General features: G+C 55.0%; 13 protein-coding genes. 8 read left to right on the forward strand and 5 right to left on the reverse strand.

The window, feature by feature from the left end:
* Positions 1 to 4 precede the first annotated feature (4 nt).
* The gene (gene glgB, locus AC0IM9_RS17715) at positions 5 to 2,182 is read right to left on the reverse strand and encodes a 1,4-alpha-glucan branching protein GlgB (protein ID WP_140911631.1); all 2,178 of its coding nucleotides are present in this window, start codon (positions 2,180 to 2,182) and stop codon (positions 5 to 7) included.
* Positions 2,183 to 2,398: 216 nt separating this feature from the next.
* On the opposite strand from glgB, the gene glgC reads away from it, so the two are divergent.
* Genes glgC through malQ form a run of 3 tightly spaced genes read left to right on the forward strand, consistent with a single transcriptional unit; the run spans position 2,399 to position 6,853 of the window.
* A complete protein-coding gene (glgC, locus tag AC0IM9_RS17720) occupies positions 2,399 to 3,679 on the forward strand; it encodes a glucose-1-phosphate adenylyltransferase (protein ID WP_140911632.1) in 1,281 nt (426 codons plus the stop codon).
* On the forward strand, positions 3,669 to 5,360 hold the full coding sequence (locus AC0IM9_RS17725) for a glycoside hydrolase family 57 protein (RefSeq protein ID WP_140911633.1): 1,692 nt from the start codon (positions 3,669 to 3,671) through the stop codon (positions 5,358 to 5,360). Before glgC ends, AC0IM9_RS17725 begins: the two co-directional genes overlap by 11 nt.
* A gap of 17 nt (positions 5,361 to 5,377) precedes the next feature.
* The gene (gene malQ / locus AC0IM9_RS17730) at positions 5,378 to 6,853 is read left to right on the forward strand and encodes a 4-alpha-glucanotransferase (RefSeq protein ID WP_140911634.1); all 1,476 of its coding nucleotides are present in this window, start codon (positions 5,378 to 5,380) and stop codon (positions 6,851 to 6,853) included.
* 18 nt (positions 6,854 to 6,871) lie between these two features.
* On the opposite strand, the gene AC0IM9_RS17735 is transcribed toward malQ, so the two are convergent.
* The 3 genes from AC0IM9_RS17735 to msrA form a co-directional block, all read right to left on the reverse strand.
* The gene (locus AC0IM9_RS17735; RefSeq protein ID WP_445371520.1) at positions 6,872 to 7,729 is read right to left on the reverse strand and encodes a quinoprotein dehydrogenase-associated putative ABC transporter substrate-binding protein; all 858 of its coding nucleotides are present in this window, start codon (positions 7,727 to 7,729) and stop codon (positions 6,872 to 6,874) included.
* A gap of 91 nt (positions 7,730 to 7,820) precedes the next feature.
* The gene (locus tag AC0IM9_RS17740) at positions 7,821 to 9,674 is read right to left on the reverse strand and encodes a methanol/ethanol family PQQ-dependent dehydrogenase (protein ID WP_482804870.1); all 1,854 of its coding nucleotides are present in this window, start codon (positions 9,672 to 9,674) and stop codon (positions 7,821 to 7,823) included.
* Between the two features lie 256 nt (positions 9,675 to 9,930).
* Positions 9,931 to 10,566 carry a peptide-methionine (S)-S-oxide reductase MsrA gene (gene msrA / locus AC0IM9_RS17745; protein ID WP_482804871.1) on the reverse strand — a complete coding sequence of 212 codons (636 nt, stop codon included), beginning with the start codon at positions 10,564 to 10,566 and terminating at the stop codon, positions 9,931 to 9,933.
* A 76-nt stretch (positions 10,567 to 10,642) separates the two neighbouring features.
* Between msrA and hslO the strand changes: the two genes are divergently transcribed.
* Positions 10,643 to 11,524 (forward strand): Hsp33 family molecular chaperone HslO, encoded by an 882-nt coding sequence (hslO, locus tag AC0IM9_RS17750; protein WP_482804872.1) that lies wholly within the window; start codon positions 10,643 to 10,645, stop codon positions 11,522 to 11,524.
* 7 nt (positions 11,525 to 11,531) lie between these two features.
* Complete coding sequence (locus tag AC0IM9_RS17755) at positions 11,532 to 12,305, forward strand: hypothetical protein (RefSeq protein ID WP_482804873.1); 774 nt, start codon at positions 11,532 to 11,534, stop codon at positions 12,303 to 12,305.
* Between the two features lie 48 nt (positions 12,306 to 12,353).
* Here AC0IM9_RS17755 and AC0IM9_RS17760 read toward each other — a convergent pair whose 3' ends face one another.
* Entirely contained in the window at positions 12,354 to 13,526 is a 1,173-nt protein-coding gene (locus tag AC0IM9_RS17760) for a phosphoglycerate kinase (RefSeq protein WP_482804874.1), read from the reverse strand.
* A 130-nt stretch (positions 13,527 to 13,656) separates the two neighbouring features.
* On the opposite strand from AC0IM9_RS17760, the gene AC0IM9_RS17765 reads away from it, so the two are divergent.
* Genes AC0IM9_RS17765 through AC0IM9_RS17775 form a run of 3 tightly spaced genes read left to right on the forward strand, consistent with a single transcriptional unit; the run spans position 13,657 to position 16,585 of the window.
* Positions 13,657 to 15,450 carry a VWA domain-containing protein gene (locus tag AC0IM9_RS17765; protein WP_482804875.1) on the forward strand — a complete coding sequence of 598 codons (1,794 nt, stop codon included), beginning with the start codon at positions 13,657 to 13,659 and terminating at the stop codon, positions 15,448 to 15,450.
* Positions 15,447 to 16,088 (forward strand): hypothetical protein, encoded by a 642-nt coding sequence (locus AC0IM9_RS17770; RefSeq protein ID WP_482804876.1) that lies wholly within the window; start codon positions 15,447 to 15,449, stop codon positions 16,086 to 16,088. Before AC0IM9_RS17765 ends, AC0IM9_RS17770 begins: the two co-directional genes overlap by 4 nt.
* On the forward strand, positions 16,085 to 16,585 hold the full coding sequence (locus AC0IM9_RS17775; protein WP_482804877.1) for a hypothetical protein: 501 nt from the start codon (positions 16,085 to 16,087) through the stop codon (positions 16,583 to 16,585). The genes AC0IM9_RS17770 and AC0IM9_RS17775 overlap by 4 nt, the downstream gene beginning before the upstream one ends.
* Positions 16,586 to 16,588 lie beyond the last annotated feature (3 nt).

Raw genomic sequence — 16,588 nt, forward strand, 5'->3', positions numbered from 1 at the left:
AGAACTACATTTTCAAAATGATGCCGGCTAAGGGCGGTAAGGTGACGGCAATCGAATGTTGCTGGCCCATCCACGGTTGCGGTTCGGACAATACCGTCCCGTTGCCGACGTTGCTGCCGTCGTAATATTGCGAGTCGGAGTTGAAAATTTCGAAGTAGGTGCCCGGTTGCGGCACGCCGATCCGATAGCTTTCCCGCGGCACCGGTGTGAAATTCAGGATGACGATCAAATCTTCGTGCGCCGATTTGCGCCGGTAGCTGATGATGGACTGCTGGTAGTCGTGGCAATCGATCCATTCGAAGCCTTGATGTTCGAAATCGTACCGGTGTAACGCGGCATGGCTGCTGTATAGCTTGTTCAGATCCTTGACCAATGTCTGCAAGCCGCGATGGTGGGGATAGTCCAACACGTACCAATCCAAGGTACGGTTACAACTCCACTCGGTGCCCTGGCCGAATTCGCAGCCCATGAACAACAGCTTCTTGCCGGGATAGGTGAACATCATGGTATAGAGCAGGCGCAGGTTCGCGAAACGCTGCCATTCGTCGCCGGGCATTTTGTTCAGCAGGGAGCCTTTGCCGTGCACCACTTCGTCGTGCGAAAACGGTAGCACGAAGTTTTCGGTGAAGGCGTACAACAGGCCGAAGGTCAGCGAATCGTGATGGTAGGAGCGGTGAATCGGCTGCTCTTGCATGTAATGCAGAATGTCGTGCATCCAGCCCATATTCCATTTCATCGAGAAGCCCAAGCCACCGGTCCAGGTCGGCCGGGTCACTTGCGGCCAGGAGGTGGATTCTTCGGCCATGATCACGGTGCCGGGGTGCTGCTCGTGGGTCACCGTATTCATATGGCGCAGGAAGTCGATCGCTTCCAGGTTTTCGTTGCCGCCGTACATATTGGGAATCCAGTCGTTGGCGTCGCGCGAGTAATCCAGATACAGCATCGAGGCGACCGCATCGACGCGCAGACCGTCCAGATGGAATTCCTCCAGCCAGAAGAAGGCGCTGGACAGCAGGAAGTTTTTCACTTCATTGCGGCTGTAGTTGTAGATCAATGTGCCCCAATCGCGATGTTCGCCTTTGCGCGGGTCTTCGTGCTCGTAAAGCGGGGTGCCGTCGAAGCGACCCAGCGCGAAGCTGTCCTTCGGAAAATGTGCCGGCACCCAGTCCAGGATCACACCGATGCCGTTTTGGTGGCAGTGATCGACGAAAAAACGGAAGTCGTCCGGCGTGCCGTGGCGGCTGGTCGGCGCAAAATAACCGGTGGTCTGGTAGCCCCAGGAAATGTCCAGCGGGTGTTCGGTGACCGGTAACAGTTCGATGTGGGTAAAGCCCATTTCCTTGACGTAATCGACCAATTGCGCGGCCAGATCGCGGTAGTTCAGAAAATTGCCGCGGTGGTCGCGCCGCCAAGAGCCGAGGTGTACTTCGTAGATCGACATCGGCCGGTGGAGCCAGTCGTGTTGTGGCCGTTGCTCCATCCAGGCGCCGTCGCGCCAGATGTAGGCATCCTCGTCGACCACGATTGCCGCAGTGGATGGACGAAACTCGAACTGCTGGCCGTAAGGGTCGGTTTTGACCAGCACCTGGCCGCTGTGGCGGTTCAGGATTTCGAACTTGTACAGGTTGCCTACCGTCAGGCCCGGAATAAAGATCTCCCAAATGCCGCTGTTGCCCAGATTGCGCATCGAATGGCAACGGCCATCCCAGCGATTGAAGTCGCCGATGGCGCTGACTCGTTGCGCGTTGGGAGCCCAGACGGCGAAATGCACGCCTTCAATGCCGTCGACCGTCATCAAATGGGCGCCGAGCTTTTGGTAAATGTGCCAATGCCTGCCTTCGCCGAACAGATGTTGGTCGAATTCCGGCAGTATCGGCCCGAAGCTATAAGGATCGTACTGGCAGTGGCTGCCGCCGTCTTTGTCCAGCCAGATTAACTGGTAGTGGGCCGGAACGCCGGTTTTGCCGGGGCGGTATTCGAAGAAATCGCTGTCCGGGATGCGTTGGAATTCGCCGCCGTCGGCTGCCAGTTTGACGGATTCGGCGTAGGGCAAAAAGGCGCGGAGAATGGTGTCGCCGCCTACGGTATGGCGGCCCAAAACCGAGAACGGATCGTGATGTTTGGCATCTTTAATTTTGACGAGTTCTGAATCAAGCGAATGTAACGGGCTTGGCTTGTTCATCTTGCAGGGCCTCAGTATAGTTAGGGTTAAGCGTTGGGCGGGGACGGCGATTTTGCTAAAAGACCGGCGTTAATAGTAGCAATGCGTATGGGTTTTTACTTTTCCGTGAAGAGTAACGATAATGGCTCAGCGCGGCAAGTGCCAGCTCGAGAAATCTGCATCGGCCGGCCGCCGCCCGTATTTGCAGTAAAGCTTATCAATTGAACGAGGAAATACATGTCAGTCGTCGATACACATCAGCAGGAGAGACGGGTAAACGATTTAACCCGCAATACCATCGCTTTAATTTTGGCTGGCGGACGCGGCTCGCGGTTGAAGAACATGACGGACTGGCGGGCTAAGCCGGCGGTACCTTTCGGCGGCAAGTTTCGGATTATCGATTTTCCATTATCGAATTGCATCAACTCGGATATTCGCAAGATCGGAATCCTGACCCAATACAAAGCCGATTCCTTGATTCGGCACATTCAGCAAGGCTGGGGCTTCCTGCGCGGCGAATTCGGCGAATACGTCGATCTGATGCCGGCGCAGCAGCGCCACGACGAACACTCCTGGTATCAGGGCACAGCCGATGCAATCTACCAAAACATCGATATTTTACGGGCGCGCAATCCGGAGTTCGTGTTGGTCTTGGCCGGCGACCACATTTACAAAATGGATTACTCGGTGATGTTGGCCGACCATGTCGCGAACAAGGCCGACCTGACCATCGGCTGTATCGAAGTGTCGCTGGAAGATGCTAAGGCGTTCGGGGTAATGCACGTCGACGACAACCGTCGGGTCAAGGCCTTCGTCGAAAAGCCGGAAAATCCGCCGGTCATGCCGGGCCGGGAGAACACCGCGCTGGCGTCTATGGGGATTTACATTTTTAACGCCGGGTTTTTGTTCGAGCAACTGATCAAAGATGCGGACACCAAGGGGTCCAGCCGCGATTTCGGCAAAGACATCATTCCGGCGGTAATCGACAAGTACCGGGTCAACGCCTATCCGTTTTTGGATCTGCAAAGCGGCCAGCAAAGCTACTGGCGCGACGTCGGAACCATCGACGCTTACTGGACCGCCAACATGGAGCTGGTCGGCGTCAAACCGGACCTGAATCTGTACGACAACACTTGGCCGATCTGGACCTACCAAGCGCAGACGCCGCCGGCTAAATTCGTGTTCGACGACGACGACCGCCGCGGTCAAGCCATCGACTCGATGGTCTCCGGCGGCTGTGTGATATCCGGCGCGACGGTCAGGCACTCGCTGTTGTTCTCGCAAGTCAGGGTCAATTCCTATAGCATCGTAGAGGATTCGGTGGTGCTGCCGGAAGTCAATATCGGCCGGCATTGCCGGATCAAGAAAGCGATCATCGAAAAAGGCTGCCAAGTGCCGGAAGGCACCGTGATCGGCGAAAACCGGGCTGAAGACGAAAAGCGCTTTCATGTCAGCGAGGGCGGCGTCGTGCTGGTGACCTCCGACATGTTGGGGCAACGCCGGAATTATGTCCGCTAAAAAATTGAAGCTGGTGCTGTGCTGGCACATGCACCAGCCGGAATACCGCGATATGCAGAGCGGGGAGTTCAAATTACCTTGGACTTATCTGCATGTCATAAAAGACTACGTCGATATGGTGGCTCACCTGGAGGCCACTCCGGCGGCGAAAGCGGTGGTGAACTTTGCGCCCATCCTGCTGGAGCAGATCGAAGACTATTCAAACCAAGTCAATGGCTATTTGCACGATAGAATCGCGATCAAGGATCCGCTGCTCGCGGCCTTGGTTGAGCCGGCTGTTTCGGCTGATCCGGAGCGGCGACTGAAATTGTTGCACGATTGCCGTAAGGCGAACCGCGAGCGACAGATCGAGCGCTATCCCGCCTTCCGCAAGCTAATCGATATGGCGGATTGGATCCAGTCCCATCAGGATTCGGTCAACTACGTTAACGCACAGTTCATTTCCGACATATTGGTCTGGTACCATTTGGTATGGATGGGCGAGACCGTCAAACTCGGCGACGGCCGCGTGCAGCGTCTGATCGACAAAGGCAGCGGCTTCAGTCTGCACGACAGGATCGAGATTGTCGAAATTATCGGCGACCTGTTATCGCGAGTCATCTACCGTTATAAATCGCTGGCCAGAAAAGGCCGTATCGAATTATCCGTTACCCCTTACGCCCATCCGATCATGCCGCTGATGCTGCAAATCGATTGTGCCCGCGAGGCGATGCCTGGCGTCGAATTGCCAGGACTGGAGAACTATCCGGGCGGCGAGGAGCGGGTACGTTGGCATCTGCAGAAGGGCGTGGCGACGTTTCGGCATTTCTTCGGCTTCGAGCCGCAAGGTTGCTGGCCGTCGGAGGGTAGTGTCAGCGAGCGGACGCTGCAGATTCTCGCGGATAACGGTTTCCGTTGGGCTGCCAGTGGCGGCAACGTGCTGCACAATAGTTTGCACGCCTCAGGTGTGGCCGGAAGTTGCAGCCCGCACCAGCCGTTTAAACTGCATTCAGCGGATATCGCCTGTTTTTTCCGGGACGATGGCTTGTCAGACCTGATAGGTTTTGAATATTCCAAATGGCATGCCGATGATGCCGTGGCCGATTTGATCAAACATTTGGAGAATATCGCCGATTTCGATAGCGAGGAGCCTCTGGTTTCGATCATTATGGACGGCGAAAATGCGTGGGAATATTTTCCGGATAACGGCTATCATTTTCTTAGCGCTTTGTATCGACGGTTGAGCGAGCATCCGCGTATCGAGTTGACCACCTTTTCCGAATATCTGGATAGCAACGGAAATCGCAGAGGAAAATTGCCGCAATTGGTGGCTGGAAGTTGGGTCTACGGTACCTTTTCGACCTGGATTGGCGATGCTGATAAGAATTACGGCTGGGATATGCTGGGCGATGTCAAGACGGCGTTCGATCGGGCTGTGGCGAACGGTAAGCTCGGCGAGCAACAGCTGCTGCGTGCCCAAACCCAGCTGGGTGTTTGCGAAGGATCGGACTGGTTCTGGTGGTTTGGCGACTATAACCCCGGCGAAGCGGTTAGCGACTTCGAAAAGCAGTATAGGCTCAATCTGACCAACCTTTACCGGTTGTTGGGGGAAGAGCCGCCGGCGTACTTGGCCTTGTCGTTTACGCAAGGTAGCGGTAGTCCGGCGATGGGCGGTGCTATGCGCCGCGGTAATCAAATATAAGAAAACGGAACTAGTTCATGGGTGCTCTCTTGGATAAACGCCGCGCGGGCGTTTTGCTACACATTACATCCTTGCCGGGGCGCGGAGAGTGTGGCGATTTGGGAAGGGAAGCGTTTCATTTTGTCAATTTTCTGCACGATACCGGTGCCACGGTTTGGCAGACCTTGCCACTCGGCATGCCGCACGGCGACGGGTCGCCGTACCAGTGTTTGTCTGCCCATGCCGGCAATCCGGCGCTGATCAATCTCGAATGGTTGTCGGACAAGGGTTGGCTGCAGGCCGTCGACCGTTGCGGCGATTGTCATACCAATACTGAAATTACCAAAAGTTGCCTGATAACCAAGGCGTTCTACGGCTTCCAAAATTTGGCCGATGCCGAACAGCAGGCTGATTTTCAACGGTTTTGTCAGGAAAAAGCCGATTGGCTCGATGACTTCGCCTTGTTTATCGCATTGCGTAACGTATTCGGGCACAAATGTTGGAACGAGTGGCCGGAAGCGTTGCGGCAACGTGAGCCGAAAGCGTTGAGCGAGTCGCGGCAGTTATTGAAAGCGGTGATCGATTCGATCAAATTCGAACAGTACGTATTCTTCAGGCAGTGGCACGAGTTGAAGGATTATGCGGCTCGGCACGGCGTGCTGATGTTCGGCGATATTCCGATTTTTGTTTCCTATGATAGTGCCGACGTTTGGGCTAACCGCGACGTGTTCAAACTGAATGCGGCCGGCGAGATGGAAGTCGTGGCCGGGGTGCCGCCGGATTATTTCTCCGAATTCGGTCAGCGCTGGGGTAATCCGCATTATGACTGGGAGTATTTGCGCAAAACCGGTTTCAAGTGGTGGCTGGAGCGGATCAAATCCCAATACGAGATGTTCGATATTCTCCGCATTGACCATTTTCGCGGGCTGGAGGCGGCATGGGAGATTCCGGCCAACGAGGACACTGCGATCAACGGCCGCTGGGTCGTGGCGCCCGGCGCCGAGCTGTTGGCCGAGATTCAACGCCATTTCGGCTCGCTGTCGCTGGTTGCCGAAGACTTGGGCATCATTACCGCCGAAGTCGAGGCCTTGCGCGACGACTTTGAATTGCCCGGCATGAAGATTTTGCAATTTGCTTTCGGCGACGATAGTCGCAATCCCTATTTGCCGTGTAACTACCATCGAAACTGTGTGGTGTATACCGGTACCCACGACAACGACACCACGTTAGGCTGGTTCGACGGGCTTAACGACAGCGAAAAACAGCGGATTTATGACTATTTAGGCTGGTCCAGTTTGCCGATGCCGAGCGCGCTGATTCATGCCGCGATGGGATCGGTTGCCAATCTGGCAATGATTCCAATGCAGGATATCTTAAAGCTCGGGTCGCCGGATCGGATGAATACGCCCGGAACCACTGAAGGTAACTGGCGCTGGCGTTTCGATTGGTCGCAATTGTCCGACGATAAAGCCGGACATTTTGCGCATTTAGTCCGCTTGTTCGGCCGCTGCTGAAGCGGCCGAGTTCAGCTGTCAATCGTCGTCTTGCTTGGCCGGTTTTTCCGGTATCGGTAGCGACGGAATTTTGTAGTCGGCAATAATTGCCTGGATTTTTGCCCGATTCTTGTCGATCAAGTCGTTAAGCTGTTGCTTGCGCTGATTGTCGCCTTGGCGAATGCCCATCGCAATCGAGAAATCGAAGCGCGTCCCCGGTGCCGATTGCATCGGGATTGCGATATAGCCGTTCTTGGTGTTCTGATTTTGCACGTACGCCGCCATCGGGCCCCATAAAATCACCATGTCGATTTTTCCGGCGCGCAGATCCTTCTCGATCTGCATTGCCACGTTGTGTTCGCTGTCGCCGGTCATACTTTGGTAAGGAACGCCGTAATCCAGCAGGCCGTTCTGTTGCAGCCAGTCGGTACCGGGGCCGCGGTCGAACATGGCGATTTTCAGTTTCTGCTGTCGCTGCTCGGGCAATTGCACCAATTGGTTGGGATCTTTGATATCGTCCCAGCCCCGGCCTTTTGCAATCAATAAGACGTAGGTCGAATGCAGGTAGGGTTTGGTGGTTTCGGTCAATTCGAAGCCGGCCGGCACGCCCATCACGACATCGCACTTGAAACCTTCGCCATTGTCGTTTTCCGCTTTCAAGGTATTGCGGATGAAGCCGATGCGGTCCGGCAACCAGGTGTATTCGAGTTCCTGGCCCAATTGGTCGGCTAACAGCGCGGCGATTTTATTCTCGTAGCCGGTCAGTTCCTTAGTGGAATAGGGCGGGTTTACCGGGTCTGCGCAGACTTTGAACTTGTCCTGGGCTTGGCTGTTGGCGATTGGCGCGGTCAAGGCTAGAGATAGGGCCCAAGTGGTGAAGGTCGAATTGGCTTTCATGATAATTCCTGTACTGGTTTTCTTGGCATAAAAAAGCCTTGGCCGATTGCTCGGCCAAGGCTTGCTTCACTGCAAATCTAACGTTTAGATTTTAGTTAGGCAGAGCGAACACAGTCAGTGTACCACCCAGTTTGGTGTAAGAGCCTAAGCTTCTGTACGCGCCAACCGCACCCAGACCTTCCGAGTTGGTTGATGACGAACCGTCGTCCAGACCGGCCGCGATACCGATACCTGCCCAACCGCCGATACCTGACAGAACGCCGACGTATTGTTTGCCTTCGAATTCCCAAGTGTTGACGTTACCGATGATGCCGGATGGGGTTTTGAATTTGTACAATTCTTTACCGGTTTTGGCGTCAACTGCTTTCAGGTAACCTTCCAGGGTGCCGTAGAACACAACGCCACCAGCGGTTGCAACAGAGCCTGACCATACAGAGAATTGTTCTTTGTTAGACCAAGCGATTTTGCCGGTTTTGGCATCCCAAGCAGTGAATTGACCCAAGTTGGTGGTGCCGTCTTTTTTACCGGTCAAAACATCGGCGCCAGCAGGCATCATGTTCAGGGTTGCACCAACGTAAGGCTGGCCAGCGGTGTAGCTAACTTCAAACGGTTCGTACTCCATGCACAAGTGGTTGCCTGAGATGTAGAACAGGCCGGTTTGTGGAGAGTAAGAAACAGGTTGTTGGTTTTTCGCGCCCAAAGCAGCAGGGCAGGTGCCCACTGTGTTGACGTCTTCGCCGTTATGTTCCGTAGAGAACTCTGGCACGACTTGTGGACGGCCGGATTTCATGTCGACGTGGGTCAGCCAGTTGACAGATTTGTCAAAGGTTTCAGCAACCAACAGTTCGCCGGTTTCGCGGTCCAGGGTGTAACCCACGCCGTTACGGTCGAAATGGACGATGGTTTTGTGCATTTTGCCTTTAACTTCTTGGTCAACCAGAACGGTTTCATTGATACCGTCGTAGTCCCACTCGTCGTGTGGAGTCATTTGGTAAACCCATTTCACTTCACCGGTGTCGGCGTCGCGAGCCCACAAAGACATGGACCATTTGTTGTCGCCCGGACGTTGTACAGGGTTCCATGTAGAAGGGTTGCCTGAGCCGTAGTAGACCAGATTCAGTTTAGGATCGTAAGAGTACCAACCCCAGGTGGTGCCGCCGCCGATTTTCCATTGGTCGCCTTTCCAGGTCGCCAAGCTGGATTCTGGTCCCAGCGGAGTGACTTTACCGTCTTGCCAAGTCGTGGATTTGCCCGGTTTGATCAGGGTGTCCTTGTCTGGACCCATGCTGTAACCTTTCCACGCCAATTGGCCGGTTTTGATGTCGTAAGCAGCCAAGAAACCGCGTACACCAAACTCACCACCGGAAATACCGGTGATAACTTTATCTTTCACAACCAGCGGAGCGTTGGTGTTGGTCATACCCAGTTTCGGGTCGCCGTTTTGAACGCTCCATACACGTTTACCGGTTTTGGCATCCAATGCAGTCAGAACGGTGTCTGATTGTTGCAGGAAGATTTTACCGTCGCCGTAAGCCAGACCGCGGTTAACGGTGTCGCAGCACATGACAGGAATGGTGACGTCGGCATCCATTGTTGGGGTGAATTCCCAGATGACCGCTTTGGTTTTTTGGTCGATCGCGTAAACGGTGTTAGGGAACGGAGTGTGAACATACAGAACGCCGTTAACAACCAGAGGACCACCTTCGTGACCACGCAACACACCGGTAGAGAAAGACCAGGCTGGTTGCAGGTTTTTAACGTTCTGAGTGTTGATTTGGGACAATTTGCTGTAGCGGGTACCAGCGTAGTCGCCACCCCAAGAAGCCCAGTTAGCAGGGTTTTGAGTTAATTTTTCTAAGTCGTCGTTGGCGGTAGATACGGTTGGTGCAGCAAGGATCGTCGCTACAGTCGAAGCAAGCAGCCAGTTGTGTACAGGCTTCTTCATATGTTTCCTCCTGGTAATCTGTTGATGAGACAGAGTACGGTTTTGTGTTGTTAAGACTAATATTAGTTTTAAAGCTCTGTTTGGATGACTGACCTGTTCAGGTCGTTCGCACATCGTCGAACGCAGAGGTAGAGCCACACCAGACGTGTAAATTGAAGGATTTTTTCCTAAAAGTCAACCGGAAAAACTCTGCCGGGAACGCCCGCAAACGATAAAGCCAAGACTTATAATGCCTTAGCATTTGGCGCTGATTTGCTCAACGCGGCAAACAAATGCCCAGGCCGCCGAGGCCGCAATAACCGTCGGGATTTTTGGCCAGATACTGCTGGTGGTCCTGCTCGGCGTAGTAAAACGGCGGTGCAATGCGGATTTCGGTCGTGATTGGCGGAAATTCGGCTTTCGATAGTTCAGCTTGGTATGCGTGTTGGCTGGCGGTGGCTGCGGCGAGTTGTTCGTCACCGTAACAGTAAATTGCCGAACGGTACTGCGTGCCGATGTCGTTGCCCTGACGCATGCCTTGGGTCGGGTTGTGCGATTCCCAAAACACCGCCAACAACGACGCGTAGCTAACGGTTTGCGGGTCGAAAACTACCAGCACCACTTCGGTGTGGCCGGTCATGCCGCTGCAGACTTCCTGATAGCTTGGATTGGGTGTAAAGCCGCCGGCATAGCCGACTGCAGTAGTATAGACGCCGGCTTGCTGCCAGAACTTGCGTTCGGCGCCCCAAAAACAACCCATGCCGAATACCGCTTGCTGCATCTGCTCCGGAAACGGCGGGTGGTAAGGATGGCCGTGTACGGCATGCGCCAAGCCGCTGGCGATAGGCGACGAGCGGCCCGCTAACGCTTGTTCCGCAACAGGCATGGCAATTTTTTTGGAAAGAAAAGACATAACCGCCTTCCCCCTAGTCGAATGATGGGACGCTGGGGATTATAATCCCCGACCTTTCGATAAAGTTAATCAAATCATGAAACAACAGGATTGCTTACGCCGCTTTATCTTCGAAGAGCACGGTGTGCGCGGCGAATGGGTGCGGCTACAGACCAGCTTGGTCGAAGCCAAGCAACACCAGCGGATAGCGGACGACGCAGTCGACGCCCAAATGGGACAGGCGCTGGCCGCGGTGGTATTGCTGTCGGCGACGATCAAATTTAAAGGCGCAATGATTATGCAGATTCAGGGCGGCGGCGATTTGACCGCTTTGGTCGCCCAGGCCAGCAACGACCGTAACATTCGGGGACTGGTGCGTAGCGCGGACAAGGTCAGCGGCGCCAACCTGCGCGAAATGGTCGGCGCTGGCGGGCGATTGGTGCTGACCGTCGAATCCGAGAATGCCGAACCTTACCAAGGTATCGTTGGGATCGAGGCCGATACGCTGGCGGAAGTGTTGGAAGTGTATTTCAAGCAATCGGAACAACTGAACACCCGATTGTGGTTGTTCGCCGACCGCAACGCCGCGGCCGGATTGTTGATTCAAGAGTTGCCGGGTGAACACAAAGACCCGGCCGACTGGGAGGGCCTGGAAATGTTGGCTGCTACCGTCACCGCCCAGGAAATCTTCACGCTGGATTGCGAAGATTTGCTGTATCGGCTATTCCATCAGGAAAAGGTCAGAATCTTCGATCCGGAAGCGGTGGAATTCAAATGCACTTGTTCCCGGCAAAAAATCGCCGGCACTTTATTGATGTTGGGGCGGTCCGAACTGCATGCGATTTTGCAAGAGCGCGACGACATCGAAATCGACTGCCAGTTCTGCGGCGCACAATACCGCTTCGATCAAATCGACGTAGAAAATTTGCTGACCAATCCGGCGGCAGAAACCGAGACCAACCCGCCGACCCGGCATTGAGGAGGCTATGAAAACATTTTCCCGAGTTTTACGCTGGTTGCTGGCTTTTACCTTGCTCAGCACGATGACTGGTTGTCTGCATTGGTTGCACGCCTATCAGACCTATTTGCAGATGGACGAATTCGACCGCTATTTCTCGGTGGTGTCGAAAGACGATTTCACCGTACATTTCAAAAAGCCGAAGTTGTTCAGTGAAGATTTCGTTTCCTTGGCCAAACTGCATGCCAGTAGCGAGGAGCAGACCGCCGACGGCAAGCGTTGGCGTTATTGGTTCCGGAAAATCGATAAGGACGGCAAGCAAGTCGCCCCGGAAATCAGCTTTTACCTGGATCTGGCCTTCAACAAGGAGGACAAGATCACCGACTGGACCTTTTCCAACCTGTTTCTGCAAATCGCGCCGTCGGAGTTTTTGGAGGCTTCGTTCCGTTCGTTGGGCGGTGCCGAAATCAATGAAGAGAAAAAGCAATTAAAAGCCAAAGCCGACCAACTCGAAAAAATTGCCGCGCTGCTGCCGAAAAAATCGGTAGTGGTCAAGCAGTTAGGCGAGCCGTTGGAGATCACTCAGGAAGACAAGCAGGAAGTTTACCTGTACCACTTCCGTCTGGAAGCGAAGGAGATCGAAGAAGGTTACGAGGATAGGGCTCTGAGCGAAGTCAGGCTGATGTTCGACAAGGAAACAGCGGAGATGGTGAAAATGTCCGGCCGCTTCGCCGGCCTGAAGATTTCGATCAACTACCGCGACTATCAAGAAGACAAGGATAAAACCGTCGCCGGTTTGTAAGACGCTTGCGGCCGGCTGCCAACAGCCGGCCGCAAGCGGAGGCATTCCTTAGCTGCGGGCTTTCAATACCGCAACGGCGGGGAGCTCCTTACCTTCCAGGAATTCCAGGAAGGCGCCGCCGCCGGTGGAGGTGTAGGACACTTTGTCGGCGATACCGTATTTGTCGATCGCCGCCAAAGTGTCGCCGCCGCCGGCAATCGAGAATGCCGGGCTGTCGGCGATCGCCATCGACATGGATTTGGTACCTTCGCCGAACTGATCGATTTCGAACACGCCGACCGGACCGTTCCAGACAATGGTGCCCGCCGTTTTCAAGATTTCCGCATATTGCTTTGCGGTTTCCGGGCCGATGTCCAGAATCAGATCGTCTTCAGCTACGTCGGCCACATTTTTCACGGTGGCGGCTGCGGATTCCGAAAATTCTTTGGCAGTGACCACGTCAACCGGCACCGGAATGTCCGCACCGCGTTGTTTCGCCGCTGCAATCAATTTTTTCGCTTCCGGAAGCAGATCGGCTTCGTACAAGGACTTGCCGACGCCATAGCCAGCCGCGGCAATGAAAGTATTCGCGATGCCGCCGCCGACGATCAATTGATCGACTTTGGTCGACAATGATTCCAGCACGGTCAATTTAGTCGAAACCTTGGAACCGCCGACGATTGCCACCAACGGCCGGGCCGGGGTTTCCAGGGCCTTGCCCAATGCATCCAATTCCGCGGCCAGCAGCGGACCGGCGCAGGCGATTGCAGCGTGCTCGGCCACAGCATGGGTCGAGGCTTCGGCGCGGTGGGCGGTGCCGAAGGCGTCCATCACGAAGATGTCGCACAGCGCGGCCATTTTTTGGCCCAGCTCGGCACTGTTTTTCTTTTCGCCCTTATTGAAACGCACGTTCTCGCACAGCACGACTTCGCCGCGTTTGACCTCGACGCCGTCCAGCCAGTCTTTGACCAGACGTACCGGCTGGCCCAGCAATTGGGAAAAACGCTCGGCAACGGGTTTCAAGCTGGAGGCTTCGTCGTATTCGCCTTCGGTCGGGCGGCCCAGGTGAGACATCAAAATCACCGCGGCGCCGCCGGCCAAGGCTGCTTCAACGGTCGGAACGCTGGCCTGAATGCGCAAATCGCTGGTGACTTTGCCGTCCTTGACCGGTACGTTTAAATCCTGGCGGATCAGGACGCGTTTGCCTGCCAGATCCAGATCGACCATTCGTTTGATAGACATAAGTTCTCCTATGGTTGAAATAAAAACATTATAGGGTAACACCGGTTGCGGCCCGAATTAAAAATCGGCAACACTCCGACCCATTAGACTATATTTTTTAACCATTACCTTAACTCTCCCGGACGGAGTCATGTGCAGATTACTGATGGCGGTCGTGGCATGCGTTTTTGCTTTTGCCGGTACTGTGGCCCGAGCGCAACCCTCGCCGGCAACGGGCGGAGACGAGATTCAGGTGCTGATCGACGTCTCCGGCAGCATGAAACAAAACGATCCGGACAATCTGCGTGTCGCAGCCGGCCGCTTGCTGGTCGAATTGCTGCCGGACGGCAGCCGGACCGGATTGTGGTTGTTTGCCGAAAAGACCGTGCCGCTAATCGCCAGCGATAAGGTCAATGCGGCCTGGAAACAGCAAGCCGGTAAAGCGCTGACCAACATTCATTCCCGCGGCCTGTACACCCATATCGAAGACGCAATCCGTACCGTTCTCAGCCAAGGCTTCAAAGGCCCCGGCCGCAAGCATTTGATCCTATTGACCGACGGCTTCGTCGATATCTCCAAGGACATCATGCAAAGTGCCGATTCGCGAGAGCGCATTCTCAGCGAATGGATTCCGCAGTTGCAGCAACAGGATATCCAGGTGCAGACTGTCGCGCTGTCCGACCAAGCCGACCAGGAATTGCTGGACAAACTGGCATTCGAGACCGGCGGTTGGGCTGAGGTCGCCAAATCCGCCGACCAATTGCAACGTTCGTTTTTGAAGATGGCGCAAAAAGCCGCGCCGAAAACCACGCTGCCTTTGCGCGACAATAAATTCAGCGTTGACAGCGGAATTCAGGAGTTTTCGATTCTGGTGTTCAAGACCGCGCATGCGGCGCCGACCCAATTGGCCCTGCCGGACGGCAAAACATTGGCAAAGCAGACCATGGCCGCCAATGTGTCGTGGCTGGAAAGCCAGAATTACGATTTGATCACGGTCAGACAGCCGGCGGTGGGTGAGTGGCGTTTGCTGGCCGAAGTCGATCCGGACAATCAGGTGATGATCGTGACCGACCTCAAGCTACAGCTCAGTGAAATTCCGAATTTTATCGGCGAACACGACACATTGGCGGTGGAGGCCCACTTTACCGACCGCGACAAGTTAATCACTCGGGCCGATTTTCTCGGCATGTTGAGTTTGGAGTTGGGGTTGGACCAATCTGCGCCGCAGAAAATAGTGGCGGCCGCTAAACCCGGTTTTTTTCAGCATAGTTTGAGCGGGCTGGCGGTTGGCAAGCACACCCTGAAATTGCTCGCCGACGGCAAGACCTTCAAACGCGAGATCATCAGCGAGATTCAAGTGGTAGCGACGCCGATTACTGTGGAGCGGCAGATCGATGCCGGACAGCGGCGGGTACGCCTGTTGTTGAAACCCGATTTGGCGCTGTTGGAGCCGGCCGGCATGGTGATTAACGCCCAAATCAGTCGCGACGATAAACCGCCTGAAACGCGTGCAGCGACCGCAAAAGATGGGCTCTGGGAGTTGGATTTAACCGAATTGCCGCCGGCAAGCGTCACCAAGGTCAGTTTTAACGTAATGGCCAAGGATCGCCACGGCAACCCGGTGTCTCCGGCCGTCAAGCCTGTAGCCATAGACGATAGCTGGTTTCATGCGGCGGCGCCGGCAGCTGCCGAGGAACCACCGCAACATGGCGAGCCTGCCGGCCCGGCTGCCGAGGCAGGCCATGTTGCGGCCAAGGAAACTGCGCATCCGGACACGCATCCCGAACCGGAGCCAGAGCTGCTGCCGGCGGCCAATTGGTGGCTGGTCGGCGGCGTTTTGCTGGCGATTAATCTGTTATTCGGGCTGGCCGGCTTTTTTATCTACCGCTATTTGAAAAAATCCGAAACGGAACAGCATCAACGCTTGTTGGAGAAATTGTCATGAGTTCGTTCGATTCGGTAGTGGTGATATTGGCGGCGGAAACCTTTGCCGTTTTGTTGTTGTTGGTTATCGTGCTGTTCTACTTGTCCCGGAATAGAAAAGGCAAGGAAATGGCCGAAATCGAGCGTTTCATCGGCGATTTGGAAGGCCATTCCTTCGAAAAAGGCGAACGTTTGCAGCAGTTCATCAGCGAACACTGCAGTTTGAGCGAAGCGGAAATCGAAACGGTGCTGCAGCAAGTCAACGCCTCGGAGCGCGCCTTGTTCCAGGATGTAATCCGCTTGTTCCTGAAGCGGGAATTGGTGCTGTTGCAGGAGATAGAGCAACGCATCGAGCAATTGGCCGAGCCTTACCAAAATCTGGTCACCAACGCCGGTTCCGTTCAGCACGGGCCAGCCGGAGGCGCTGATGCGGAGCAGGTGCAAAAGCAGGTCGGCCTGGAGCGGGTGAATCAACAATTGGTGCGGCAACTCGATACGGCGATGAAAACCATAGACGAAATGTCCGCCGAATATACCCGGGTGTTCAGCGGCAACCAAACCGCTTTGGAATTGGAAAACAGCAGCAAAAAGATGTTGCAGATATTTCTCGACGCCGAGTTGGCGTTGCGGCATGACCTTGAGGAGTTGGCGCAGCGATGAGTCAGACGTGGACGATCATCATTTTGGCCAATCTATTCGCCGTCAGTGTGTTGGGATTGGCGGTGCTGTGGCTGGTTGGCAGACGGGAGAAAAAACGCCATCAGGCCGAAATCGAGGCGTTGTTGGCTGAAATCGAAGACCGGCAAGGGCAGCGTTCAGATCGTATCCTGCTGGCGCTGGTCGAAAAATACGGCTTCGGCGAGGAGGCAGGGCATAGCGTGTCGGAGGTGCTGATGCTGGCGGAAAAGCAGTTCCTGTACCAGTGTGTCGAGCAATTGCTGGGTCGGCAACCGCTATCCGGTTTTTACGAGAGTCTGTGCGGCTTGCTCGACAGTTATCTGAACGCCACCCTGACGGCAAAAACCGTTGCGCCGCCGATTGCAGAACCAGCGGACGGCGATGCAGAGCCAGCGGGCGGCGATGCCGAATCTGCGGAAGCCGGTGCGGAGCAAACCGAAACGCCGCCGCCGCCGGATTGGGGGGATGTGTTCGATTGATGC

This window comes from Methylomonas sp. Uni0011, from assembly GCF_056850255.1.